Source organism: Kiloniella laminariae DSM 19542 (assembly GCF_000374005.1).
GTDB classification, from domain to species: domain Bacteria; phylum Pseudomonadota; class Alphaproteobacteria; order Kiloniellales; family Kiloniellaceae; genus Kiloniella; species Kiloniella laminariae.
This window is the reverse complement of the sequence record NZ_KB893134.1, coordinates 51,902-75,620: the sequence shown is the minus strand read 5'-3', so window position 1 is coordinate 75,620 and position 23,719 is coordinate 51,902. Positions and strand designations below refer to the sequence as shown.

Below are 23,719 nucleotides of genomic sequence, written 5' to 3'. Positions count from 1 at the left end.
CGAAAAGGGCGTAAGGGGAGCAGAACTTCTGGCAAAGTGTGCTTTTCATTTATTCGGGTGCATTTTATAGAGGAAGGGTCCATATCACTAGAGCCAGGATCGCTTGGTATAAACGTCGTGCTTTATGGGCTTTTGACAAAATCTGGGACGGGGTATGTCTGAAAAAGATCTGACAGTAGAAGTACTTGTTGTTGGAGGAGGCCTGGTTGGTCTCACGCTCGGGGTGGCATTGGCAAGTGCCGGGCTTGAGGTGGCGGTTATTGATCGGGAGCCACCGGGCAGCCAGAAAGCAGCTCCATTTGATGGTCGCTCCTCGGCCATTGCTCTCGGCTCCCAGCGGGTTTTTGAACAGATCGGTCTGTGGCAGGGGATGTCCTGGGCAGCAGAAGCAATTCAGCATATCGAGATCACGGACGGCCAGATAGATCGCGGAGCTTCATCCCTTTCCATGTCCTATGATTTTAGGGACGTTGGCAACGTTCCTATGGGCTGGATCGTCGAGAACCGGGCAATCCGTCTTGCAACCCACGAAAAAGCAGCCCGTCTGAGCAATCTTCATCATCTTGCTCCGCACAGCCTTGCCCGACTTGAGCGCAACAAACGTGGGGTGAACGCCCAGCTGGATGATGGCCGCAATCTGAGCGCTTCCCTTGTCATCGGGGCTGATGGGCGCAATTCGCAATTGCGGAAAGAGGCTGGCATAAAGGTAGCAGAGACTGATTATCACCAAAACGGTATCGTCTGCACGGTTGTGCATGAAAAGCCGCATAAGGGTGTGGCCTTTGAACATTTTCTGCCTTCCGGTCCTTTTGCGCTTCTGCCTCTGCCAGACAGTGAAGAGGGGGTTCACCGGTCATCACTGGTCTGGTCCGAGAAAAGAGAGCTGGCCGATGACTATCTTGCGCTGGATAACACAGGGTTCGCTGCTGAACTTCATCGGCGTTTTGGTCAGGCTCTGGGAGATTTCACAGTTACGGATATGCGCTGGTCCTACCCGCTGAGCTCCTTACATGCCGAGCGGTATACAGATCTGCGTCTTGCACTGGTTGGTGACTCGGCTCATGGTATGCACCCGATTGCCGGGCAAGGGCTGAATCTGGGGTTGCGGGATGTGGCAGCTTTGGCTGAGGTTATTGTTGATGCGCGCCGGGCGGGTCTGGATATCGGCTCCGTTCAGGTCCTGGAAGACTACGCCCGCTGGCGGCGTTTTGATAATGTGTTGCTGCTTGGGGCTATGGATGGTCTGGTCAAGCTTTTCTCCAACGATCTGGCGCCACTTCGCATCGCGCGTGATCTTGGGCTTGCAACTGTGGACAAGCTTCCACCAGTCAAGCGGTTCTTTATGAAGCACGCAATGGGGATTGTCGGGGATCTGCCACGTCTGATGCGGGGAGAAAGCCTCTAATTTGAGGGAAAGCCACAAATTTGCCTGAGTTGCTTTCTATGATCAAAGTGTTGATAGATTTGTCATGATACTTCCTGTTGGGAATAGATAGACCGCCTGTACAGGAAACATCAGGGCAAGAGGTGCCTTTTTCGGGTGGTGTGTAGTGGTTGGAGAGAAATCCATGCGACTTGGGTTCTTGTCGAAAATAAAGCTGTGGCGGCAATTCAGTGCAACTCTGTTGCTGGCCTTTATGCCTGTGGCTACCGTGCAGGCTGCGGGTGATTCCGTTATTGCCCAGGGCGGGGAGGGCGAGGTTTTTTTTGCAGCTTTACCCGAAGGCTGGCATGCCTTGCCGCGAGCAACTGAACAGCAGCAGACAACTGCAGAATGGTTACCGCCGGGCCAGCATGTCGAGAACTGGACCGATATGATCACTGTTCAGGTTTTTCCCGGATGGGCCGGGGGCAATGTCGATGATTTTCTCAATGAGCTTGCAGAGATTTACGGACAAAATTGTGAGGCCAGCGGGGCAACGCCGCCCCTGAAAGATCAGGTGAACGGCTTTCCTACCGGCTTCAGGTTAATTAACTGTACCCGTGATCTGACACGCAATACTGGTGAAGTCGCTTTGTTCCGGGCCACGGTTGGCCGTAATGCGCTCTATTTGATTCAACATGTATTTCGAGTGCCTGAATTTGAGGTCGGGGCGCAACCAGTTACTGAAAATGCCATGCGGGCTGCTTTTGAAGGTATCAGAACCGGATGGGCTTGCCACAAGGGATCTGCCCAACAGTCTTGTCCGCCTGAATGGCTTCCTGTGTTGTCTCAGCTCGACGGAAAACCTTCCGTCGTCGTGATTCGAGCCCCTCAATAGATGTAATTTCGACAAAAAGGCAGGATTAACGGGGGCCGCTTATCTGGCATGGTATATCTTGCGACTGTAAAATATTGTTATGGGTCTCGTGAAAGACCTTTTGTCGAGAGTGTATCCAGATATTTCTGCCAGAGTCCATTTTGATCTCGGGCCAGCTTGTAGAGGTATTGCCAGGAATAGATGCCACTGTCATGCAGGTCATCGAAGGTCAGCCTGACGGCATAATTTCCAACTTGTTCTATTTTTATAATCCCAACCATCCGGCGCCCGGAAAGAATTTGTTTCTGGCTGGGGTGGTGTCCCTGTACTTCGGCTGAAGGACTTTCTACCCTGAGAAATTCGGCAGGCAAGCTATAGCTTTCACCGTTATCAAAGGTGATATTCAGGGTCCGCTCATCTGATTTATAGCGGATGTCGGTCGGCCAGTGCTCAGTATCAAAAGACTGGGCGTTTTCTTCCTTGATCGAACGGTCCATGGACTGAAATTCTTCTTTGTTTTGCCTGTTGGCGTGCTTTCCGGTGAGCTTATGCTGATGCCTGATCCAGAGTGCGGGCTTCATCTGCAAGCATGATTGGAATGCCTTCACGAATTGGGTAGGCCAATTTAGCCTGCCGGGAAATCAGTTCATTTTTAGCGCTATCATACTCAAGAGGCCCTTTGGTGACTGGGCAAACAAGGATTTCTAACAGTTTTCTGTCAACACGCGGATCGTCGCTCATTCTGGGCTCCATTTATTCCTGAATTCAGATTGTCCTGTGAGTTCTCTACTCTGAAAGTCGAGATTACAGAAACATTATTGTGTCGCAAGATTCTGATTTTTCTGATGAATGGCCATATCCATAATCGTTTCCATAACTTCGGCGCGTTCAGACAGGGTCCGGGCTTCAAGTATGGCCTGCTTTTCTGCTGCGGAAAAAGGACAGATCATGGCCAGAGTATTGACCAGTCGGCTGTTTTCTGTGTGTTCAATCGCTTTCCAGTCAGCATTGATGTTGTTGATTTCAAAGTAACTTTCCAGACATTTTAGCAGACGGGTACGATCGACTGTTTCTGTTCCGCTTTCCTCGATATCACTGCGATAGCTGCTGTAGTCACAACGGGCCTGCCTGAATCCGAAGGGATGATTGCATTCTGTTGTCATCTTGAAGCGAATCAGTCCTTGGAGGGAAATAAGGTAGCGTCCATCATCGGTCTCCATAAAGGAGGTGATCCGTCCCAGACAGCCGATATTGTAAAGATTCGCGGTGCCTTCATCCTTACTTTCCTGGCAGGGTTGAATCATGCCGATGCAGCGTGCCTGGCTCAGGGCGTGGTCAACCATGGTAAGATAGCGGGGTTCAAAGACATTAAGGGGCAGGGTGCCACCAGGAAGCAACAGTGCTCCGGCGAGAGGAAAGAGCGGGATATCCTCTGGAAGCTTGCTGTACTTCGGGTCAAAAAAACCACGTGTCATATTTGATTCCCAATGATGACAGGCACGGCCTTGTAGCCCATGCCCTAGCTGAAGAGTATGGCTGCAAGCCGACTGCGGGCCTTAACAGTCATAGGATCCTTCATACCCCAGGCTTCGAAATACTTTAACAACTGGACCTTTGCCGCATCTTCATTCCAGCTGCGATCCGTCTTGATGATATAGAGAAGATGATCTGCAGCCTCCTCGCGGTTGTCTTCGGCCTGAAGAGCCTGTGCCAGTTCGTATCTTGTCTGGTGGTCAGAGGGGGTCTGTTCAATTTTTCTGCGCAACTCCAGAACGGCTGTACTATCAAGAGACTGAGCGGCAAGTTCAAGCTTGGTGATGATAGCAGAGAATTCAGGTTTGGTCCTAATTTCCTCGGGGAGTTGCTCAAAAAAGTCACGGGCTTCCTCAGTCATTTTAGCAGCAAGCTGGCTTTTGAGCAGTCCGACAAGTGCGGCTTCGTTTTCCGGGAAGTGCTCCAAAATCTGGCTATAGATTGAAATGGCTGCCAATGCATCATCGTTTTCCAGAGCCAGTGTAGCCTGCTCCAGTGCATCGGCGACAGGGTCAGCTTTTTCAGCGCCGGTTTTTTTGATCAGCTGTTCGATAAACTGTGTCAGCTGACTTGGCGGCAAGGCACCGTTAAAGCCATCAACAGGCTGACCCTGATAAAAGGCATAGACGGTTGGAACGGACTGGACACGAAGCTGGGAAGCGAGCATCTGGTTTTCGTCGATATTGATCTTGACCAGCTTCACAGCGCCTTTGGCGGCAAGAACGGCAGATTCAAGTGCTGGCATCATCTGTTTGCAAGGCCCGCACCAGGGGGCCCAGAAATCAACCAGAACCGGTTGATCCATTGATGCCTTTACAACGTCCTGAGCAAATTCCTGCTGATTGGAATCCTTGATAAGGTCAGCTTTTGGAGCGGGAGATTCGCCAATAAGTGTTTCCATGATGCCGTTGTCCGTGACTTCTGATGTGTTAAATCAAACTAAAGAGAATCTGCCTGCCAAGATGATGATTCGGCCTGTCTTCTGCAAGGAATAACAGCTCAGTCTGCATCACGGCATGATTCGTCCAGATTATCCATGTCCAGTAGTTCGGGACTATGGTCGATGCTTTCAAGGAAAAGAACAAGATTTTCCGGTGATAACGCTGTGGTCATGCTGTTGATCAGAGGGTGACAGTTGATCGGGGATTGCTGCATCATCTGTTTATCAAGAATAACCTTTACAGCAATATTGCGATCATTTACCGCGGCGAAAGCTGACACCGACCCGGGCTCGACCCCCAAAAATTCCATTAGCCTGTCTGAGCTGCCAAAAGAAAGTTTTCCGGCCCCGAGAGCCGTGCCTAGAGTTTTGATATCGATCTTTCTGTCTTCAAGGCAGACGAGAAGCCACATCTGTCCCTTTTTGTTGCGCAAGAACAGGTTTTTTGTATGAGCTCCGGGAAGATCGCCCCGCAATGCCTTGGATTCCTCGACAGTAAATACCGGGGCATGTGTTTTGGTCTCTGTCTGGATTCCCAGATCCTGCAGTTTTTGTAAAAGCTGCGGCGGTGTTAGGGGGGATAGAGGAGTGGTCATCAGTTTTCTGCCTTTAGCTGTCGCAGGTTATGAAGCTTGAATAGCGTAAGCGATACAGCTCTGCCTGTTTTTTTAGCTTTTGTACTCTCCTGGAGGCAAGGAAGAATATTATTTTGAAAAAAGCCCTTGCAAAGGTAAACACCGTGGAGTAAATACCCGTCACCAACACAGAGAGCGCGGGCGTAGCTCAGGGGTAGAGCGTCACCTTGCCAAGGTGAATGTCGTGAGTTCGAATCTCATCGCCCGCTCCAGTGTTGTTCGAAAATGACCCGGCTTTGGCCGGGTTTTTTCTTTTGTATATTTCTCGCCAATTCAAATTTTGTTTGATTATATTCTGCTTCTCGGCGTAGCCGACTGGCCGGCTTTTCTGACGTTTTGGAATTTTATGCCTAAAGTTGTATTTTCGTAGGTATTTGGAGAAAGAAATTAAAGACCCTTTAGTAAGCTTAAGTCTGACGGCTCTCTTGACACAAAGGTAATGTGAGAAGGCGGAGGAAGGCGATTTGGCTGTTTTTTACTTCTTCTTTCAGCTATCACTCAGCGGTAATATATCGTGAACTGTTATTCTGATCCTGTGAGGGTATTTGTCCGTTGGCCAAATCTTTATCGCTATATTTTCTGACATTTTTGTTCTTACTGGCCTATGTAACTCTTGTGGTCACGATCGGAACAGACTGGCTACCGGATTACTGGTACGTCCATCTTCTCTATTACCCTTTTGTCGGATTGGTCTGGATTTACCCGATAGCAAAACTTATGTTCTGGATGAAGCGGAAACGAGAGGAATCCGAACAATGAAGCTTTGGCTGAAAACCCTGCTGTTTGCAGGGGGGCTGTTTGTCGCGGGCAACACTGTTGTCTTGGCTGCAGGGGAGCTGAAACGGGATGAAACCTATAGCTTTTGTCTGGCGGAGCTGGGCAAGCGTATTGGTGCTGTTGAAGCGGCAAAGATGAAGCAACATTGTGACTGTGCGACGGAGGCTGTTTTGGCAAAGACACCGGAGAGCTTGAAGGTGCCTTTCAGCCGTCTGGTTCGTCGCCAGGGACTTCGCCCCGAAGATCAGGCAGCATTCAAGGCTGAAACCGGGAATTTTTTCCTCTATCTCGCGATGCTAGATAGCCAGTGTCCCAAAATATTGAAAGACCCTCAGCTTCAGAAGCTGCTTTTACCTGTGCCATAAAGTTGAACAGCAGCCAGAATCTCCCCCTTTGCATCAACAAGCTCGAGTTTAAGCTGTTTAAGTAACGCTTTCCGTATCAGCCATCGGCCAAAAGGTACGATCCAGTGAGGATCGATATCTGATTGCAGCATCAAACTGATACTTTTTTCCTTCTGGGATAAGAACGTGTCGTTGTCTGCGGCGGGCAGTGGCTCTGCTATTTCACAGGGGAGATACCCGCGCTTCTGCAGCAGATTGATGACAACATCAAGCGCTTGATCCCCCAAAGAAAATTCTATTCGGGCAAAGATCAGTGGGGCAGTTTTATCTGCTGGGCAGGCATAGAGGGGGCTGGACATGGTCAGATCTCGTTGGGCAAAGAAAGTAACAGGCAGGCGAAAGGCTCGGCATAAAAGCGCCGCTGGTCATTCGGGTGCCTGCACGCATTCGCACAGCTGTCGGGTTCAAGATCAGACTCATGCACATAGAATTATCCTTTTTGTTTAACGGGTGCAAGTTCTTCACCAATTCTTGTTGCCATGTTTATTTTGCCGGATTTTCCAAGACCGAAATCCATTTCGAAATCCAGCTCGAAACCCTTCTGGCCTGGGGCCGCCGATTACATCACCATCAAGTTACGCAGTAATTGCGCCGACCCTGTGCCGCCTCTGTGTTGGAAATTTGAAGAAATGAATTTTCCGGGTTTGGTATTTATTCCGGGCTTTGCCAGATGAGGTCATTTCGACTCTGTTGTCCGGGACAGGCAGGGTGACCTATTCAGGAAAATACATCGTAAAATAATCTTTTTACGGGTAAATTATAATTACACTTCAATAATAAAGCGTGGTTTGGCGATGAATTCCATCGTTTCTTGAGGGGTAGGAGAAATATCCTGATTACGGCACATTTTTTACTCACATTGCTTTCTAAATAGGTTAACTTGTGGGGGTCTTTCGTCCCTTGGGTCGGATCAGGGGCAAAGGCGTCGAATAGAGCAAAAAAACCTAATAACAAAGCGACAGCGGTCCGAGGGTAGAGCAATGGCCATTAATGGCGTCAACAGTATATCTGAGCGTATCGAAAAAGTATCGGAACTGGTGCACAAGAAACTGAGTGCGGACAAGGCACCAATGATCGAGCAGTTCGTGCGCACTTTCTATGATAACGTTCCTCCAGACGATTTGCGCGGAGAAACCGCCGACAATCTTTTCGGTTCATCCCTGGCTCTTTGGGGGCAATTGCAGCAACGCAGCCCTGGTGAGCCTAAAATCAGGGTTTATAATCCCCGCCCGGAAGAGCACGGCTGGAAATCATCGCACACCGTCATTGAAGTCATTAATGATGATATGCCGTTTCTGGTGGATTCTGTCACAGCAGCCCTCGAAAGACTGGAAGTTGAAGTACATCTGGTCATCCATCCGGTGATCAGCTGTCTCCGGGATGGCAAGGGCAAGCTCATTGCGATTAACACCAATGGCGGGGGTGCCGGACAGCTTACTGAATCTGTCATGCATATTGAGATCAGTGAACAGGTTCTGGAAAGCCACAGCCAGATCGCGCATGAACTCGCCGATGTTTTTGCGGATGTAAAAGCCGCGGTGGAAGACTGGCAGACCATGGTGGAAAAGCTGCAGGTGGTCGCGGATGAAGTGCAAAAATCCCCGCCTGCTGTTTCCAAAGGTGAAATCAGTGAGTCGATTGCTTTTCTGGACTGGCTCAAGCAGGATAACTTTACTTTCCTGGGGTACCGGGAATACCAGTTTGATGGTTCAGGAACGGATGCAACACTGAAAGTGGCACCCAATTCCCTGGGTGTTCTGCGCGATATCAATGTGCATGTTTTTGATGGTCTGCGCGATTTTGGCAGCTTGCCTGCTGAAGTTCGTTCCTTTATGACGCAGCCGGTTTTGATCCGGATTACCAAGGCCAATCGTCGCTCTACCGTGCATCGCTCGGTTCATCTCGATACGGTGGCGGTCAAACAGTTTGACAGCAAGGGCAAGGTTATCGGCGAGATTCTCTTTGCCGGGCTCTTTACCTCTACGGCCTATGCCCGTTCTCCAAGTGATATTCCTCTGCTGCGTCACAAGGTCAAGAAGGTGCTGGATCGTTCTGGCTTCAAATCGGCCAGTCACGACAGCAAGGCCTTGAGCCATATTCTTGAAACCTTTCCGCGGGACGAGCTGTTCCAGATTTCAGAAGATGAGCTGTTCAGCACATCTTTGGGGATTCTGCATCTGCAGGAGCGGCGCCGGATCGCAATTTTTGTGCGCAAGGACCCCTTTGAGCGCTTTATTTCCTGTCTGACCTATATCCCGCGTGATCGTTTCGATACGGCCCTGCGTCGCAAGGTATCTGATATTCTTTGCCAGGCCTATGACGGGCAGATCAGTGCCTTCTTTACCCACCTTTCTGATACCGCCCTGGCCAGAGTTCACTTTATCATCAAAACTACCCGGGGGCAGGTGCCGGCTGTTGATGTGCAGGAGCTGGAACAAAAGGTCGCGGAGGCTGGCCGTTCCTGGGCCGACCGTCTGGAAGAGGCGCTGGTGGAAGCCCGCGGTGAAGAGCAGGGGATCCGGGCGATGCGTCGTTTTGGGGCCTCTTTCCCGGTGAACTATCAGGAACACTTTAACGAGAACGATGCCGTTTTTGACCTTTCCCGGGCCGAAGAAGCTCTTGCCGGGGATGGTCTGGCGATGAATCTCTATCGCCCGCTCGGGGCTGATCCGGACCAGATCCGTTTCAAGATCTATCTCAAGGACAATCCGGTTCCACTTTCCGATGTCCTGCCGATGCTGGAGAACATGGGGCTGAAGGTGCTCAGTGAAATTCCCTATAACTTTCATTCGAAAGCGACAGGGGAATCCGTGTGGATGCATGATTTCAACATGGTCTTGGCGGGGGAGCTGGAAGTTTCTGTCAGCTCTGTCAGGGAAGGATTTCATGAAGCTTTTGCGGCGGTCTGGCATGGCCGGATGGAAAATGACGGGTTTAACCGCCTGGTCCTGCGTGCCGCGTTAAAAGTACGTGAAGTTACTATTCTGCGCGCCTATTGCAAATATCTGCTCCAGGCCCGGATACCTTTCTCCCAGTCCTATATGGAACAGACGCTGGCGCAGAACCCTGACCTGACCCGTTTGCTTGTGGATCTGTTTCTGGTCCGCTTTGCCGGAAAAGGCGATGAAGACAGGGCGACGGCGATCAATCAGGAAATCAACGGTCTGCTCGACAATGTCAGCAACCTTGATGAAGACCGTATTATCCGGCGCTTCCGCAATGTAATTGACTGTACGCTTCGGACCAACTTCCTGCAAAAAGCCGAAGACGGGAAATACAAACCCTATCTTTCCTTCAAGCTTGATTCGCGCAAGATTATTGATCTGCCATTGCCCAATCCCTTCCGCGAGATTTTTGTCTACAGTCCGGAAGTTGAAGGCATTCACCTGCGGTTTGGTTCTGTTGCCCGTGGAGGGCTGCGCTGGTCTGATCGCCGGGAGGATTTCCGCACAGAGGTTCTCGGGCTGGTCAAGGCACAGCAGGTCAAGAACTCGGTTATTGTTCCGGTTGGATCCAAAGGCGGATTTGTTGTCAAGAACCCGCCGCCTGCCAGTGCCGGGAGAGAGGCTTTCCTCGAGTCAGGTATCGGTTGCTATAAAACCTTTATCAGAGGTCTGCTCGATATCACCGACAACCTGGTCACGGGGGAGGTGGTACCTCCGATTGATGTGGTGCGTCGGGACAGTGATGATCCTTATCTGGTCGTTGCGGCGGACAAGGGCACGGCGACCTTCTCTGATATCGCCAACAGTGTCTCAGTCGAGTACGGGTTCTGGCTTGACGATGCCTTTGCCTCGGGCGGCTCTGCCGGTTATGACCACAAGAAAATGGGCATCACGGCCAAGGGTGCCTGGGAATCTGTCAAGCGGCACTTCCGCGAGTTGGGCAAGGACATCCAGCAGGAGCCTTTCACCGTAGTTGGGGTCGGGGATATGTCCGGCGATGTCTTTGGTAACGGGATGTTGCTCTCGCCCCAGATCAAACTGGTCGGTGCGTTCAACCATATGCATATCTTTGTTGATCCCGAGCCTGATGTCGCAAAAAGTTTTGCCGAACGTCAGCGCCTGTTCAACCTGCCGCGTTCCGCCTGGACTGACTATGAGGCCAAGCTGATCTCGCAGGGTGGTGGCGTGTTCGAGCGCAGTGCCAAATCGATCAAAATCAGCAAGGAGATGAAATCTCTGTTCGAGATTAGCGAAGATGAACTTGCGCCGATGGATCTCATGCGGGCCATGCTGAAGTCGAAGGCAGAGTTGCTCTGGTTCGGTGGTATTGGCACTTACATCAAACAGAGTGGCGAAAGCCATGCCGATGCGGGTGATCGTGCCAACGATGCCCTGCGCATCAATGCCAAACAGCTGCGCTGCAAGGTGGTTGGCGAGGGAGCCAACCTGGGCATGACTCATCCGGCCCGTGTTGAGTTTGCCCAGGCTGGTGGTCTGATCAACACCGACTTCCTTGACAACTCGGCCGGAGTGGACTGTTCGGACCACGAGGTCAACATCAAGATCCTGCTCGGCGCTGTTGAGGCAGAAGGTGATATCACCCGCAAACAGCGGGACAAGCTGCTGGAAAGCATGACTGATGAGGTCGGCGAACTGGTTCTGCGTGATAACTATCTGCAAAGTCAGGCAATTTCTGTTACCGCCAATATCGGTGGACGTTTGCTGGACCGCATTGCCCGCTATATGCGGTCGCTGGAAAAACAGGGATTGCTGAACCGGGCGATCGAGTTCCTTCCTGACGATGAAATGGTGCTGGAGCGGATGAAGCAGGGCACGGGCTTCGAGCGTCCGGAACTGGCGACCTTGATGTCCTACAGCAAGATCGCGCTCTATGACGAACTCTTGTCCTCCAATCTGCCGGACGACCCCTATATGGAAGGGCCATTGATCGACTATTTCCCGACGGCGCTGCGGAAAAAGTATGCCAAGCAGATCGGTTTGCACCGCCTGCGTCGCGAGATCATCGCCACCGTCATTACCAATGACATGGTCAACCGCGTCGGGATTACCTTTGTCTATGAAGTGAAGGAAAAAACCGGCCTGGCATCCTGTGATATCGCCCGGGCCTATACCATTGCCCGTGAGGTCTTTGGCATGCGCCAGCTGTTCGACATGATTGAGGAACTGGATAACAAGGCCCCTGCATCGCTCCAGTCCAGTCTGTTGGCTGAATGTGGTCGTTTGATCGAACAGGGCACGGTCTGGTTTCTGCGGAACGGGACTCATCCGCTGGATATCAATCAGGAAATCGCTTCCTATGCTTCGGAAGTCGAGATCATCGCCAAGCAGCTGGAAAAATTGGTGTCGAAAGACAACGCCAGCCTTCTGGCCAACCAGATCAAGAACTATGTCAAACAGGGTGTTCCGGCAGATATCGCCAAGCAGATCGCGGGCTTGCGTTTACTGACCCCGGCCTGTGACATTGTTCGTCTGGCCCAGCGGTTAAAAATGCCGGTGGACAAGGTCGGTAGCACCTACTTCTCCATTGGCGAGCGCTATGGCTTCGATTGGCTCCGTGGAGCGGCGGGTCGCCTGCCAAGCGAGTCAGCATGGGACAAACTGGCGGTTACCGCGATTGTTGATGATCTTTTTGGCCATCAGGGCGAGTTGACCGCCCGGGTGCTGGAGGCAGCAGGCAAGGTGGACCGGGTCGAGGCCGCGATCAAGGAATGGGCTGAGTCCAAAAAACCACTGGTTAACCGGACAGAGCAGATCCTTGCGGAGCTCAATGCAGCCGGGAAACCGGACTATGCCATGCTGGCGGTGGCCAATCGCCAGCTGAAGAACATGGTTTCTGCCTAGAAAGCTAAAGCCACCAGGCTTATTGCTTAAAACAGTAAGGCCACAGTGTCTCTTATAGGAGCGCTGTGGCCTTATCTTTTATACCAAGGAGCGATAATAGTTTTCTCGTTGTACAATTTCCATCTCATGTGTTTTCGGGAGGGTTTCTGTCGTTTGGAGACTGGCTCTGGCATGAAAAATCCACTATCTTGGAAAACCGTTCAAAGAAGCAGGAAGCTGAACCATCATGCCAACAAAGCGTAAAAGTGTGCCCCAGATCGGTGACAGGATTCGCGACCTGCGCAAGGAAAAGAGCCTTACTCTGGATCAACTGGCCGCTCTTTCAGGTGTGTCGAAATCCATGCTTTCGCAAATTGAGCGGGGGCAGGCCAATCCGACTTTTGCGACCCTGTGGAACCTGACCCAGAGTTTTGGCATGGATATCCATGAGCTGCTGGAGGGCACGCCCAGAGGGCCTGAGCCGGATGTGGTGCGGATCGAACTGGTGCCGGGTAACTTGACGCCGACCATGACCAGCCCGGATGGTTCCTGTATCATGCGTATCCTTTCACCGGTTGAAAATGCAGCGGTTTGTGAATGGTATGAACTGCGTTTTGAGCCCGGTGGAGCCCTGCGGTCGGCCCCGCATGCCCGGGGTACTCGCGAACATCTCACCGTCCTGACCGGCTCGATTGCGGTTGAATCTGCCGGAGCGCGGGATTCTGTGGCAACGGGCGGTACTGCCCGTTATCCGGCGGACTGTGATCATGCGCTGACTAACACTGGTGATAGCGAAGCCCTGGCTTTACTGGTGGTCGAGCGGTTGCAAGGACTGCAATAAAGACAAGGCCGATCTCCTCCTCAAAGAGTACTTGATTCCTGCCTGATGCAAGAGGGCAGGCGCGGCGTTTGTGTGGCTTGACCAGGTCAGAGCTCTGATTTCCAATATTACTCAGGTAAAGGTCGGCATTTCTTGTGCCGGCCTTTTTTGCTGTGGGCAGTTGAAGGGGCTACTTGCTTCTTCCATGTGAACTCCAGGCTGCGCTTTGCTGTCTTCTCTCTTTTCCGGGTCAAAAACAAGTTGAGCCCAGGGATTAGAAGATGGCTTTCTGCTATCTCAAATTGAGATATTTCCTGCGACTGACAGCGCTGACATTGGCTAGAGCAGCAGTCTCTGGAATCTCTTTGAAAAGTATGGTCCGGGTGCTCTCAGGCCTTGTTCCTTTCCCGAAACAAAATGAAAAAATTGCCGAATATAGGGCATTTTTATGCTTGTTATTTGGCATAAATACATATATTCATGTATATAATGACAAAAATATTGATATAGAACTCAGGGGTGTCTGGCATGTCTTTCAAAAAAGATCATCTTGTTGCAGCGGTTATTTATGACGGGCTCTGTACCTTTGAATATGGCCAGGTTGTTGAGGCTTTTGGCCTGCCGCGCCCAGAGTTCGACAACTGGTACCGCTTTGTCAGCTGTTCTGCAGATAGCGGTCCCTGCAAGGCTGTGGGCGGCTTGCAGGTCGTGGCAGATCACGGACTGGAGATTCTGAAAGAGGCTGACACCATTGTGATACCGGGCTGGCGTTCCGTCGATGAGCGCCCCCCGGAAGCTTTGCTTGAGGCGATCTGGGCGGCCTATTATCGCGGGGCGCGGATTGTCTCGGTCTGCTCGGGCGTCTTTGTTCTGGCGGCAGCCGGAATTCTGGGGAATCAACAGGTGACGACCCATTGGCGACACGCTGATATTCTGTCGAAAATGTACCCGGACCTGAAGGTTGATCCCAATGTGCTTTTTATTGACAGCGGGCGAATCATGACCTCGGCCGGATCAGCGGCAGGACTGGATCTTTGCCTTAATATTATCCGCAAGGATCACGGAGCGGCGATTGCCAACAAGGTGGCCAAACGTCTGGTACTTCCGGCTCAGCGCGACGGAGGGCAGGCCCAGTTTATCGATCGACCGCAGTTGCGGCACGAAAAGGCGATGCAGGAACTGTTACAGTGGGTACGCAAGCATCTGAAGCAGCAAATCCGGGTTGAAGATCTGGCTAAACGGGCGCATATGAGTCTGCGGACCTTTATTCGCCGTTTCAAGGAAGCCACAGGTCTTCCTCCGGCGCGCTGGATGATACAGGAACGTCTGGCCCTGGCCTGCACCTGTCTGGAAGAAACCCGAATGTCAGTCGAACAAATTGCTGATCACTGTGGTTTTGGTCTGGCCGATACCCTGCGGCATCACTTTCGCGACCAGATGGGAATCAGCCCGACCCGCTACCGTCAGAATTATCAGTTGGCGTAAGCGGCCAGACTCGTTGCCTGTTACAATTGAAGTCGTTCAAGATTCGATTCTCTGGAGGTGATCGGGGCTGAAAGTAAGAGCTGTGTGCGTGGCGTAATCTCAAATTCCTTTCAGTTGTGGTATATTCGCAAGTTACAATCTTGGTTTGTTTGACGGGATTGGTTCCTGTCTTGACAAATCCATTATACTGGATATTGTATCTTGCATATAAAACAAATGCAGAGGCAGGATTATGAGCCGATCCATTATCAAGCATCTTACCAATGAACTGGCAGAGCTGAAATCAGCCGGGTTGTACAAGGCTGAGCGGGTTATTACATCATCGCAGTCTCCGGCGATTGAGGTGGCGGGCCGGGGTGAGGTGTTGAACTTCTGTGCCAATAACTATCTTGGTCTTTCAAACAACCTCGCATTGGTTGCAGCGGCGCAGAAGGCTCTGGATGACTATGGCTTCGGACTTTCTTCGGTGCGTTTTATCTGCGGTACCCAGGATATTCACAAACAGCTGGAATCCCGTCTGTCCCGGTTTCTGGGCCAGGAAGACACGATCCTCTATTCCTCCTGTTTTGATGCCAACGCGGGGCTGTTTGAGACTCTGCTGGGGGAAGAAGACGCGGTAATCAGTGACGCGCTCAATCATGCCAGTATCATTGACGGTGTGCGCCTGTGCAAAGCGAAGCGTTATCGTTATGCCAATTCGGATATGGCCGAGCTGGAGCGTTGCCTGCAGGAATCACAGGATCAGCGCTTCCGCCTGATCGTCACCGATGGCGTCTTTTCCATGGACGGCTATATCGCCAATTTGACCCAGATCTGCGATCTGGCTGATAAATATGATGCGCTGGTTATGGTTGATGACAGCCATGCGGTCGGTTTTATGGGCTCCAATGGTGCAGGCACGCCGGATCACTGCGGTGTGCGTGATCGTGTGGATATCATCACTGGCACCTTGGGCAAGGCTCTGGGCGGGGCCTCTGGCGGGTACACTTCAGCCAAGCGAGAGGTCGTTGACTGGCTGCGGCAGCGTTCGCGCCCCTATCTCTTTTCCAATTCACTTGCGCCTGTAATCACGGCGACGTCGCTGGCGGTGCTGGATCTGGTGGAAAACGGCCAGGGTCTGCGCGCGCAACTGGTGGAAAATAGCAACTACTTCCGCGCAGGTATGGCGGCACTCGGCTTTGACCTGTTGCCGGGCGAACACCCAATTATTCCGGTAATGATCGGCGATGCGGCGCTGGCAACCAAACTGGCAGACAAGCTGCTGGAACGGGGCATTTATGTCATCGGTTTTTCCTTCCCCGTCGTGCCCAAAGGCAAGGCGCGTATTCGCACCCAGATGTCGGCGGCGCACACGCGCACGCAACTGGATCGTGCGATTGCTGCTTTTGGTGAAGCAGGTCGCGAACTCGGTATTATCTCTTAAGGCTCCCCCGACTGAAGGGACGAGAGCTGCCTGAATCCCTGCGCTGGAACAAGCGCAGGAGGATTGTTGGTGGAAAAATAGAAGTGGACTCACGGCAATGAAAACCCTGGCAAAACTGAAATCTGAACCCGGTATCTGGATGCGCGAAGAAGCCCGCCCGGAAATCGGTCCCAATGATGTGCTGATCAAGATCAGGAAATCCTCGATCTGTGGCACGGATGTGCATATCTACAACTGGGACGACTGGGCCAGGGCGACCATCCCTGTGGGCATGACCACGGGCCACGAATATGTTGGCACGATCGAGCAGGTCGGCAGTCAGGTCAGCCACCTGAAGGTTGGTCAGCGTGTCTCTGGAGAGGGGCATATCACCTGCGGTCACTGCCGCAACTGCCGTGCCGGGCGTCGTCATCTCTGCCGCAATACCGAAGGTGTCGGGGTCAATCGCACCGGGTCCTTTGCTGAATACCTCTCGCTTCCGGCCAGCAATGTTTTTGTTCTGCCCGATGAAATCACTGATGATATCGCTGCAATTCTTGATCCCTTTGGCAATGCCGCTCATACCGCGCTTTCCTTTGATGTGGTCGGCGAAGATGTCCTGATCACGGGGGCCGGGCCCATTGGTATTATGGCCGCCGCCATCTGTCGCCATATCGGTGCACGTCATGTGGTGATCACTGATATCAATCCCTATCGTCTTGACCTTGCGCGCAAGATGGGGATCAAACAGGCGATCAATGTTTCTGAAACCTCGATTGAATCCGTAATGAAAGACCTCGGCATGACCGAGGGCTTTGACGTCGGGTTGGAAATGTCCGGCAGCGAACCAGCTTTTAACTCTATGCTTTCGGCCATGAATCACGGTGGCAAAATTGCCATGCTCGGCATTCCCCCAGGCCGTATGGGGATCGACTGGAATCAGGTGATCTTTAAGGGGCTGGTCATCAAGGGAATCTATGGCCGGGAAATGTACGAAACCTGGTACAAGATGGCCGCCCTGATTCAAGGAGGGCTGGACCTGACCCCGATGATCACGCATCACTTCAGCATCGACGATTTCGAGCAGGGTTTCCAGATCATGCGCTCGGGTAATTCAGGTAAAGTCATCCTCGATTGGGGCGTAAACTAAACCCCGGTGTGATAAATTACCGAACCTCTCTCATATTTAAGTCGCAAGATGGGTGTCTTGACGATAAAATTCTGCTATTAATTCCTCATTGGCATAAATAATGGCTCCGCAATGGGAGTCGGGTGACAGGGGACGCAGATGGATAACCTTTCGGCGATGGGTATCTTTGTCAAGGTGGTCAAGGAAGGCAGCTTCTCGGCGGCGGCACGGGCTTCTGGTCTGACGCCTTCGGCTGTGAGCAAGCAGGTCGGGCGGCTTGAAGATCGTCTTGGGGCAAGGCTGTTCAACCGGACCACCCGTCATCTGAGTCTGACCGAAGTCGGGCGCGGCTTTTATGACCGCTGCTGCCAGATTCTGGCGGATGTGGAAGAGGCGGAAAATGCGGTGGCCAACCTGCATGCTGCGCCGCGTGGCACGCTGAAACTGAATGTGCCCGTAGCTTTTGGCCGCTTGTGGATTGCGGCCCTGATCCCCGAATTTATGGAGCTTTATCCGGAAATCAAGCTGGAGTTGAACCTGCAGGACCGCTTTGTTGACCTGCTCAGCGAAGGGTATGATCTGGCGGTGCGTATTGGAGACCTGGAAGATTCCAGCCTTATCGCCAAGAAACTGGCAGCCAACCGCCGGGTTGTCTGTGCCTCGCCGGGCTATCTGGAAAAACACGGCGTGCCGCACAGTCCGCGTGAGCTGGAACACCACCACTGCCTGATCTATACCTCGCGCGCCTTTCGCAACGACTGGCGCTTTACCAGCCAGGAAGGTGAGGAAACCGTGCATGTCGGTGGCGCGATTGAAGCAAACAACCCTGAAGTCATTATGGACCTGATCATGCGTGATGTCGGGGTTGCTCTCTTGCCGCTTTGGCTGGTGGGGCGGGCAATCCGCGAAGGACGCCTGCGCGAGATTTTGGTGGACTATCATGTACCCGACAGTGCGATCTATGCCATCTATCCACCGGGTCGGCACCTTTCACCCAAGGTCCGGGCCTTTGTCGACTTTATGGCGGAAAAGTTCCACCTGCCGGAAAACAATTTTGAGCGGGCCGGGTAAAATCAGAAATGTCAGCTAAACCGGATTCAGATAACCGGCCGGGTCATAGGGGCCCGAATCTTTCCTTTGGTCGTGAAAGTGCCTTGCTGGTGGTGGATGTGCAGCAGGCGATTGATGATCCACGCTGGGCAGAATTTGGCCCGCGAAACAACCCGGAGGCCGAGCAGGTCATGGCGGCGGTGCTGGCCGATTGGCGTGCACGGAGCTTGCGAGTGATTCATATCCGTCATGACAGCAGCCAAGTGGCTTCGACCTACTATCCGGGATCGCCCGGTCATGCTTTCAAGCCTGAAGTGGCACCCCGCGAAGGTGAGCTGGTTCTGGGCAAGCAGGTCAATTCGGCCTTTATTGGTACGGATCTGGACCAGATCCTGCGCGATCAGGGCATCACCCGGTTGCTGATTATGGGAGTGATCACCAACAATTCGGTCGAGGCCACGGTCCGTATGGCGGGTAATCTCGGCTATGACACACTGTTGCTGGCCGATGGCTGCTTTACCTTTGCCCGTCCTGACTATGCAGGGGTGCTGCGTTCTGCCGAAGAGGTGCATAATCTCTCCCTCGCCAATCTTGACGGCGAATACTGCCGGGTCGTGAACAGTCGTGATGTTATCGCAGACAGCAACTAGACCGTATTGATACTCCTGAACTGCCCAGCGGGCAAAGTTCAAGATGACAGCTGTGAACAAAGAGGAGAGGGGAACAGAATGTTTAGTCATGTGACGGTTGGCAGCAACGATCTGGAACAAGCCGGGGCTTTTTATGATGCGATCTTGCTTCCCCTTGGCCTGCGCCGCAGGAAGGTGACCGATGACGGCGGACCAAAGGCACTTTGCTGGGTTGCCCCGGATCAGATACTGCCCCGATTTTATGTCTACCAACCTTTTGATCGCCATGAAGCCTCGGCAGGCAATGGCGTGATGGTCGCCTTTCGGGCGCCAAATCCCGAGTCTGTCGACCTTGCCTGGAAAGCGGGGTTGGCCAGTGGCGGAAGAGATGAAGGTGCTGCCGGACCGCGGCCTCATTACGGGGAGGGGTATTACGGGGCCTATCTGCGCGATCCGGATGGCAACAAGGTTCATATTGTTTGCCGGGGGGATCTGGAATGATGCAGCAGGTGTACAGAGTTCAGACCGAATTGACCCTGATATGCAGAGCCGGGAGAGATCATGGATAAATATGTCATAAGCAAAGCCGAGATCGAGGCGATGGAAGGCCTCGAGAAAACCCACTTTCTCAATGATAATGCCAAACGCAACAACAAGTCCCTGGGCGATCTGACGGGCCTGACCGGGTTGGGTTTTCATATCATCGAGGTGCCGCCGGGATGTGAATCGACCGAATACCATGTGCACTACAACGAAGACGAATGCAGTTATGTGCTTTCAGGTCGGGGCAAGGTGGTTGTCGGTGAGGAAGAGCATGCCATCGGACCGGGAGATTTTATTGGTTATCGCGCCGGGGGACTGGCCCATACCATGATCAATGACGGGAGCGAACCGTTAAAGTGTATTGTCGTCGGACAACGCCTTGCCCACGACACTGCGGATTATCCCAAGCTTGGCAAGCGCATCTATCGCAGTAACGGCAAGCCCTGGGATCTGGTTAACCACGAACACATTGTCACGCCCAGCGGATCGGTGGGTAAAAAAAGCTGAGAAAGCTTTCAAGATTGTCGAACTTGACCAGTAAAGTAGAAAAGGCTGCCATTAGGCAGCCTTTTCTACAGGTGGGGTAATCATACTTAGTGGCGGAAGTGACGCATGCCGGTGAAGACCATCGCCAGGCCTGCTGCGTCGGCTGCAGCAATGACCTCGTCATCGCGCATGGAACCTCCGGGCTGGATCACGGCTGTTGCCCCTGCCTCTGCGGCGGCGAGAAGACCGTCAGCAAAGGGGAAGAAGGCATCAGAGGAAACCACTGAGCCAACAGTGACAGATTGGGCGAGACCAGCAGCCTCAGCAGCTTCCTTGCCTTTCCAGGCGGCAATGCGGGAAGAATCAACCCGGCTCATCTGTCCGGCGCCAATACCGACTGTGGCACCGTTCTTGACATAGACAATGGCGTTGGACTTGACGTGTTTACCCACGCGGAAGGCAAACAGCATATCTGCGAGTTCCTGCTCAGTCGGAGCGCGCTTGGTAACGACCTTGAGATCGGCGGCAGTAATGCGACCGTTATCACGGCCCTGCAGCAGGAAACCGCCAGAGATGGTCTTCATGGTCATGCCTCGATCAGCCGGGTTTGGCATGGCTCCGGTGACCAGTACACGCAGGTTTTTCTTGGCAGCAAAGATCGCGCGGGCCTCTTCATCCACAGACGGGGCGATGATGACCTCGGCAAAGAGATCAGCAACCTGTGTTGCCGTGGCTGCATCCATCGTCCGGTTGGTGGCAATAATGCCGCCAAAGGCGCTGACAGGGTCACAGGCAAGTGCGGCTTTGTAAGCATCGCTGAGGTTGTCGCCTGTTGCTACGCCACAGGGGTTGGCGTGCTTGATGATGGCAATGGTCGGGGCTTCAAATTCGGAAACCAGCTCAAAAGCGGCATCGGTATCATTGAGATTGTTGTAGCTCAGCTCCTTGCCCTGCAGCTGCTGGGCTGTGACCACACCGGGACGGGCGTCAATTGCGCTGTAGACTGCGGCGACCTGATGCGGGTTCTCGCCATAACGCAGGGACTGCTTGTGCTTGCCACCGAGGGTGGTTTCACGTGGGAAATCGACCCTGCATTCGCCCTGGAGCCAGCCGGAGATCATGGAATCATATCTGGCGGTGTGGCTATAGGCGCTGGCAGCCAGTTTGCGGCGGAGTTCGTCTGAAGTGCTGTTGCTGCGGGACTTCATCTCGTCAATCACCAGCTGATAATCGGCAGGATCGGTGATGATGGTGACAAAACCGTGGTTCTTGGCCGCAGCCCGGACCATGCCTGGACCGCCAATATCAATGTTTTCGACACAGGTTTCGTAATCTGCGCCGGAAGTCACAGTCGCTTCGAAGGGGTAGAGATTGACGATGACGAGATCAATCGGGGCGATATCGTGCTCAGCCATGGCACCGGTATGGGTTTTGAGATCGCGCCGGGCCAGAATACCGCCGTGGATTTTGGGATGCAGGGTCTTGACCCGCCCGTCCATGATTTCAGGAAAACCAGTATGCGCAGATACTTCCTTGACCGGAACACCGGCATCGCTCAAGGCTTTGGCCGAGCCACCGGTTGAGAGGATCTCGATCCCCTGATCAGCAAGAAACTTGCCGAATTCTACAAGCCCGGATTTATCGGAAACGGAAACGAGCGCACGACGGATGGTCTCAGACATAGCAGTTCCTTAGCAGCTGTCTTCTACCCCGGTTGCCCGCCGGAGCAGGAGGTGGGGCGGCTCCCTGTATCTTTTGACAAGGAAGAACGCCCGGTTGGCCGATTTTTCGAATGGCGCGCCACTAATAACCTGAAGTGCCGGATGATGCAATGCAGCGATTCTCGAGAAGACTGCTATAATCTCATTGATGAGAAACAGCTGCTTCGAGATCTCTGTCTTGGGGTTGTTGGCCATTATACTCTGGAACCAAACGACGCAACTGAGCAATCACCTCAGGGCGATTTCTTTGCTGGATCAATTGGGAAAGGTGATCAAGGTTCTGTATCATAAATTCAAGATCGGCTGTTCTGGGTGAAGCCAGTTTGAGGCTGTTATGGTTAGTTGCGAGGAGAGGTTCGCTTTCATGAAAGAGCTCTTCGTATAGCTTCTCACCCGGTCTTAAACCCGTGTATTCGATTTTTATATCTCGTTCGGGTTCAAATCCTCCCAGCCGGATTACCTGTTTGGCCAGATCAGCAATTTTTACCGGTTCTCCCATGTCCAGAACATAAATTTTCCCTGCATCGTGGCTGCCAAGCTCCGCGCCGAGGGTCATGGTTTGCAAGACGAGTTCAACAGCTTCCCGGATTGTCATAAAATAGCGGGTGATTTCAGGATGAGTAACTGTAAGTGGACCACCAGCCCGTAACTGGCGTTCGAAGAGTGGCACCACAGATCCGGTCGAACCGAGGACATTACCAAAACGTACTGTGACAAACCGGGTTTTGCCTTCATCTCTCCCGGCGATATCGAGTGCCTGGCAATAGCTTTCTGCCAACCGCTTGCTTGCTCCCATAACATTAGGAGGGTTGATCGCCTTGTCTGTCGAAATCAACACCATTATCTTAACGCCTGCCTTGCGACAGGCATCAGCTGTATTTCGGGTGCCCAATGTGTTGGTATGGACACCTTCAACAGGGTTAGCTTCAACAAGGGGAACATGTTTTAAGGCGGCGGCATGGAAGACCAGTTCAGGTTTGAAACGCTCAAAGACCTGGTCAAGTCGGGTACGATCACGGACGTCGCCGATGACAGCATCTCTTTTTAAATTTGGGAAGTTTTCATCAATTTCTAAATCAATCGAATAGAGATTATATTCAGAACTATCGAGCAAGATCAGGTGTGCTGGGCCAAAAGAAGCAATTTGTCGGGCCAATTCTGAGCCGATTGAACCACCACAACCTGTAATTAATACTCTGCGATTTGAAATGAGGCCTCGCATTCCCTGCCGATCTAAAGTGGCCTGTTTGCGGCCCAGGAGATCTTCAATAGCAATCGGCCGTACTTCAACATTTTCGCCATTGCTGCTTTTAAATTCGGTGGGGTTTGGTAATCGGTCCAGTATCAGGGCCTGTTTTTCAGCGATTGCATTGATAAATTGCATCGCTTTACGTTCTAACACTGTTGATATGACGAGCCTTTGTGGCGCCCTGTCAGTTGTGCTGCAGATCTTCAGTGCAGCTTCAAGTTTGTCGAGCGGTCCAGTAACAGGAATGTCATGTATTCGACGTCCTGTTTCTTTTCCGCTGGGGTCCAGAATGCCAACTACCTCGTAAAGGCTCCCGGGGGCACGGCTGATGTGACGAACAAAAGCTTCAGCGAGATCATCGGCACCAATCAGAAAGACAGGTATTCTTAGGTGGCTGTTTTTTTCCATTATCCGGCGAAAACCCTGATCCTTCCAAATGCGGTAGAGCATTCGGGGGGCGCCAAGCAGGAAAATCAGGATAAACCAGTTAATGATCAGCGAACTGCGTGGAATGTCCTCCAGCCTGTTCCAGAAAAACAATACAGGAACAAAGATCAACATGATCAGAGTTGCCGCCTTGATGATATTGAACAGATCGTTCATTGAGGCGTAACGCCAGATCCCTTTGTAAAAGCCAAGCAACCAAAAGGAAAAAGCACCGACAACGATAAAGAAGCCCCAGGCCGGAAGGAGATCGTTCGAAGGAAGCAAAACAGGATGTGTGACATCGGTGCGAAGAGCCAGAGCCAGGGCAAAAGAAACCGCGACCATGATCAAATCATGGACGAAAGCCACCAGAGACTTGAAACGGGGAGTGGCCTGAAGCCTCATTGGTGTATTTTCCTTTTACACAGCCTGATATAGTTTTTATGCCTCTCTGTGAGGCACAA

At 52.4% G+C, this 23,719-nt stretch carries 21 protein-coding genes and 1 tRNA gene; 14 read left to right on the top strand and 8 right to left on the bottom strand.

The genetic code is table 11. The features are described 5' to 3' along the window. Window positions 1–154 precede the first annotated feature (154 nt). Together B152_RS0100355 and B152_RS0100350 are read left to right on the top strand one after the other, a co-directional pair. On the top strand, window positions 155–1,405 hold the full coding sequence (locus B152_RS0100355) for a UbiH/UbiF/VisC/COQ6 family ubiquinone biosynthesis hydroxylase (protein WP_020590378.1): 1,251 nt from the start codon (window positions 155–157) through the stop codon (window positions 1,403–1,405). Between the two features lie 163 nt (window positions 1,406–1,568). Further along, window positions 1,569–2,261 carry a hypothetical protein gene (locus B152_RS0100350; RefSeq protein ID WP_020590377.1) on the top strand — a complete coding sequence of 231 codons (693 nt, stop codon included), beginning with the start codon at window positions 1,569–1,571 and terminating at the stop codon, window positions 2,259–2,261. A 77-nt stretch (window positions 2,262–2,338) separates the two neighbouring features. Here the strand turns inward: B152_RS0100350 and B152_RS0100345 are convergent, their stop codons facing one another. From B152_RS0100345 to B152_RS21875, 5 genes are all read right to left on the bottom strand, one after another. After that, window positions 2,339–2,737, bottom strand: a complete 399-nt coding sequence (locus tag B152_RS0100345; RefSeq protein WP_020590376.1) for a gamma-butyrobetaine hydroxylase family protein — start codon at window positions 2,735–2,737, stop codon at window positions 2,339–2,341. Window positions 2,738–2,786: 49 nt separating this feature from the next. Further along, window positions 2,787–2,981: a Trm112 family protein gene (locus B152_RS0100340; protein WP_020590375.1), complete on the bottom strand. Its 195-nt coding sequence runs from the start codon at window positions 2,979–2,981 to the stop codon at window positions 2,787–2,789. 74 nt (window positions 2,982–3,055) lie between these two features. Beyond that, window positions 3,056–3,715 (bottom strand): LON peptidase substrate-binding domain-containing protein, encoded by a 660-nt coding sequence (locus B152_RS0100335; protein ID WP_020590374.1) that lies wholly within the window; start codon window positions 3,713–3,715, stop codon window positions 3,056–3,058. A gap of 44 nt (window positions 3,716–3,759) precedes the next feature. Next, window positions 3,760–4,674, bottom strand: a complete 915-nt coding sequence (gene trxA, locus B152_RS0100330) for a thioredoxin (RefSeq protein ID WP_020590373.1) — start codon at window positions 4,672–4,674, stop codon at window positions 3,760–3,762. Between the two features lie 98 nt (window positions 4,675–4,772). Beyond that, a complete protein-coding gene (locus B152_RS21875) occupies window positions 4,773–5,309 on the bottom strand; it encodes a prolyl-tRNA synthetase associated domain-containing protein (protein WP_020590372.1) in 537 nt (178 codons plus the stop codon). Window positions 5,310–5,485: 176 nt separating this feature from the next. Between B152_RS21875 and B152_RS0100320 the strand changes: the two genes are divergently transcribed. The 3 genes from B152_RS0100320 (at window position 5,486) to B152_RS0100315 (ending at window position 6,490) form a co-directional block, all read left to right on the top strand. Then, window positions 5,486–5,560: transfer RNA gene (locus B152_RS0100320), tRNA-Gly, on the top strand. A gap of 340 nt (window positions 5,561–5,900) precedes the next feature. Further along, window positions 5,901–6,107 (top strand): DUF2842 domain-containing protein, encoded by a 207-nt coding sequence (locus tag B152_RS26585; RefSeq protein ID WP_157230758.1) that lies wholly within the window; start codon window positions 5,901–5,903, stop codon window positions 6,105–6,107. After that, window positions 6,104–6,490 carry a hypothetical protein gene (locus B152_RS0100315; protein WP_020590371.1) on the top strand — a complete coding sequence of 129 codons (387 nt, stop codon included), beginning with the start codon at window positions 6,104–6,106 and terminating at the stop codon, window positions 6,488–6,490. The genes B152_RS26585 and B152_RS0100315 overlap by 4 nt, the downstream gene beginning before the upstream one ends. Here B152_RS0100315 and B152_RS0100310 read toward each other — a convergent pair. Next, window positions 6,463–6,828 (bottom strand): hypothetical protein, encoded by a 366-nt coding sequence (locus tag B152_RS0100310; protein WP_020590370.1) that lies wholly within the window; start codon window positions 6,826–6,828, stop codon window positions 6,463–6,465. The genes B152_RS0100315 and B152_RS0100310 overlap by 28 nt on opposite strands. A 681-nt stretch (window positions 6,829–7,509) precedes the next feature. Between B152_RS0100310 and B152_RS0100300 the strand changes: the two genes are divergently transcribed. The 9 genes from B152_RS0100300 (at window position 7,510) to B152_RS0100260 (ending at window position 19,880) form a co-directional block, all read left to right on the top strand. After that, window positions 7,510–12,336 carry an NAD-glutamate dehydrogenase gene (locus tag B152_RS0100300; protein WP_020590369.1) on the top strand — a complete coding sequence of 1,609 codons (4,827 nt, stop codon included), beginning with the start codon at window positions 7,510–7,512 and terminating at the stop codon, window positions 12,334–12,336. 226 nt (window positions 12,337–12,562) lie between these two features. Beyond that, window positions 12,563–13,156: a helix-turn-helix domain-containing protein gene (locus tag B152_RS0100295; protein ID WP_020590368.1), complete on the top strand. Its 594-nt coding sequence runs from the start codon at window positions 12,563–12,565 to the stop codon at window positions 13,154–13,156. Between the two features lie 507 nt (window positions 13,157–13,663). Further along, window positions 13,664–14,620, top strand: a complete 957-nt coding sequence (ftrA, locus tag B152_RS0100290; RefSeq protein WP_020590367.1) for a transcriptional regulator FtrA — start codon at window positions 13,664–13,666, stop codon at window positions 14,618–14,620. 232 nt (window positions 14,621–14,852) lie between these two features. After that, window positions 14,853–16,043 carry a glycine C-acetyltransferase gene (locus B152_RS0100285; protein WP_020590366.1) on the top strand — a complete coding sequence of 397 codons (1,191 nt, stop codon included), beginning with the start codon at window positions 14,853–14,855 and terminating at the stop codon, window positions 16,041–16,043. A gap of 97 nt (window positions 16,044–16,140) precedes the next feature. Next, on the top strand, window positions 16,141–17,172 hold the full coding sequence (tdh, locus tag B152_RS0100280) for an L-threonine 3-dehydrogenase (RefSeq protein ID WP_020590365.1): 1,032 nt from the start codon (window positions 16,141–16,143) through the stop codon (window positions 17,170–17,172). A 138-nt stretch (window positions 17,173–17,310) separates the two neighbouring features. After that, on the top strand, window positions 17,311–18,222 hold the full coding sequence (locus B152_RS0100275; protein ID WP_020590364.1) for a LysR family transcriptional regulator: 912 nt from the start codon (window positions 17,311–17,313) through the stop codon (window positions 18,220–18,222). Between the two features lie 8 nt (window positions 18,223–18,230). Further along, on the top strand, window positions 18,231–18,851 hold the full coding sequence (locus tag B152_RS0100270) for a cysteine hydrolase family protein (protein WP_020590363.1): 621 nt from the start codon (window positions 18,231–18,233) through the stop codon (window positions 18,849–18,851). Window positions 18,852–18,929: 78 nt separating this feature from the next. Further along, window positions 18,930–19,331: a VOC family protein gene (locus tag B152_RS0100265; RefSeq protein WP_020590362.1), complete on the top strand. Its 402-nt coding sequence runs from the start codon at window positions 18,930–18,932 to the stop codon at window positions 19,329–19,331. A 60-nt stretch (window positions 19,332–19,391) separates the two neighbouring features. After that, on the top strand, window positions 19,392–19,880 hold the full coding sequence (locus B152_RS0100260) for a cupin domain-containing protein (RefSeq protein WP_020590361.1): 489 nt from the start codon (window positions 19,392–19,394) through the stop codon (window positions 19,878–19,880). An 86-nt stretch (window positions 19,881–19,966) separates the two neighbouring features. Here B152_RS0100260 and purH read toward each other — a convergent pair whose 3' ends face one another. Together purH and B152_RS0100250 are read right to left on the bottom strand one after the other, a co-directional pair. Beyond that, window positions 19,967–21,541 carry a bifunctional phosphoribosylaminoimidazolecarboxamide formyltransferase/IMP cyclohydrolase gene (gene purH, locus B152_RS0100255; protein ID WP_020590360.1) on the bottom strand — a complete coding sequence of 525 codons (1,575 nt, stop codon included), beginning with the start codon at window positions 21,539–21,541 and terminating at the stop codon, window positions 19,967–19,969. Between the two features lie 181 nt (window positions 21,542–21,722). Beyond that, entirely contained in the window at window positions 21,723–23,660 is a 1,938-nt protein-coding gene (locus tag B152_RS0100250) for a polysaccharide biosynthesis protein (RefSeq protein WP_020590359.1), read from the bottom strand. Window positions 23,661–23,719: the final 59 nt, after the last annotated feature.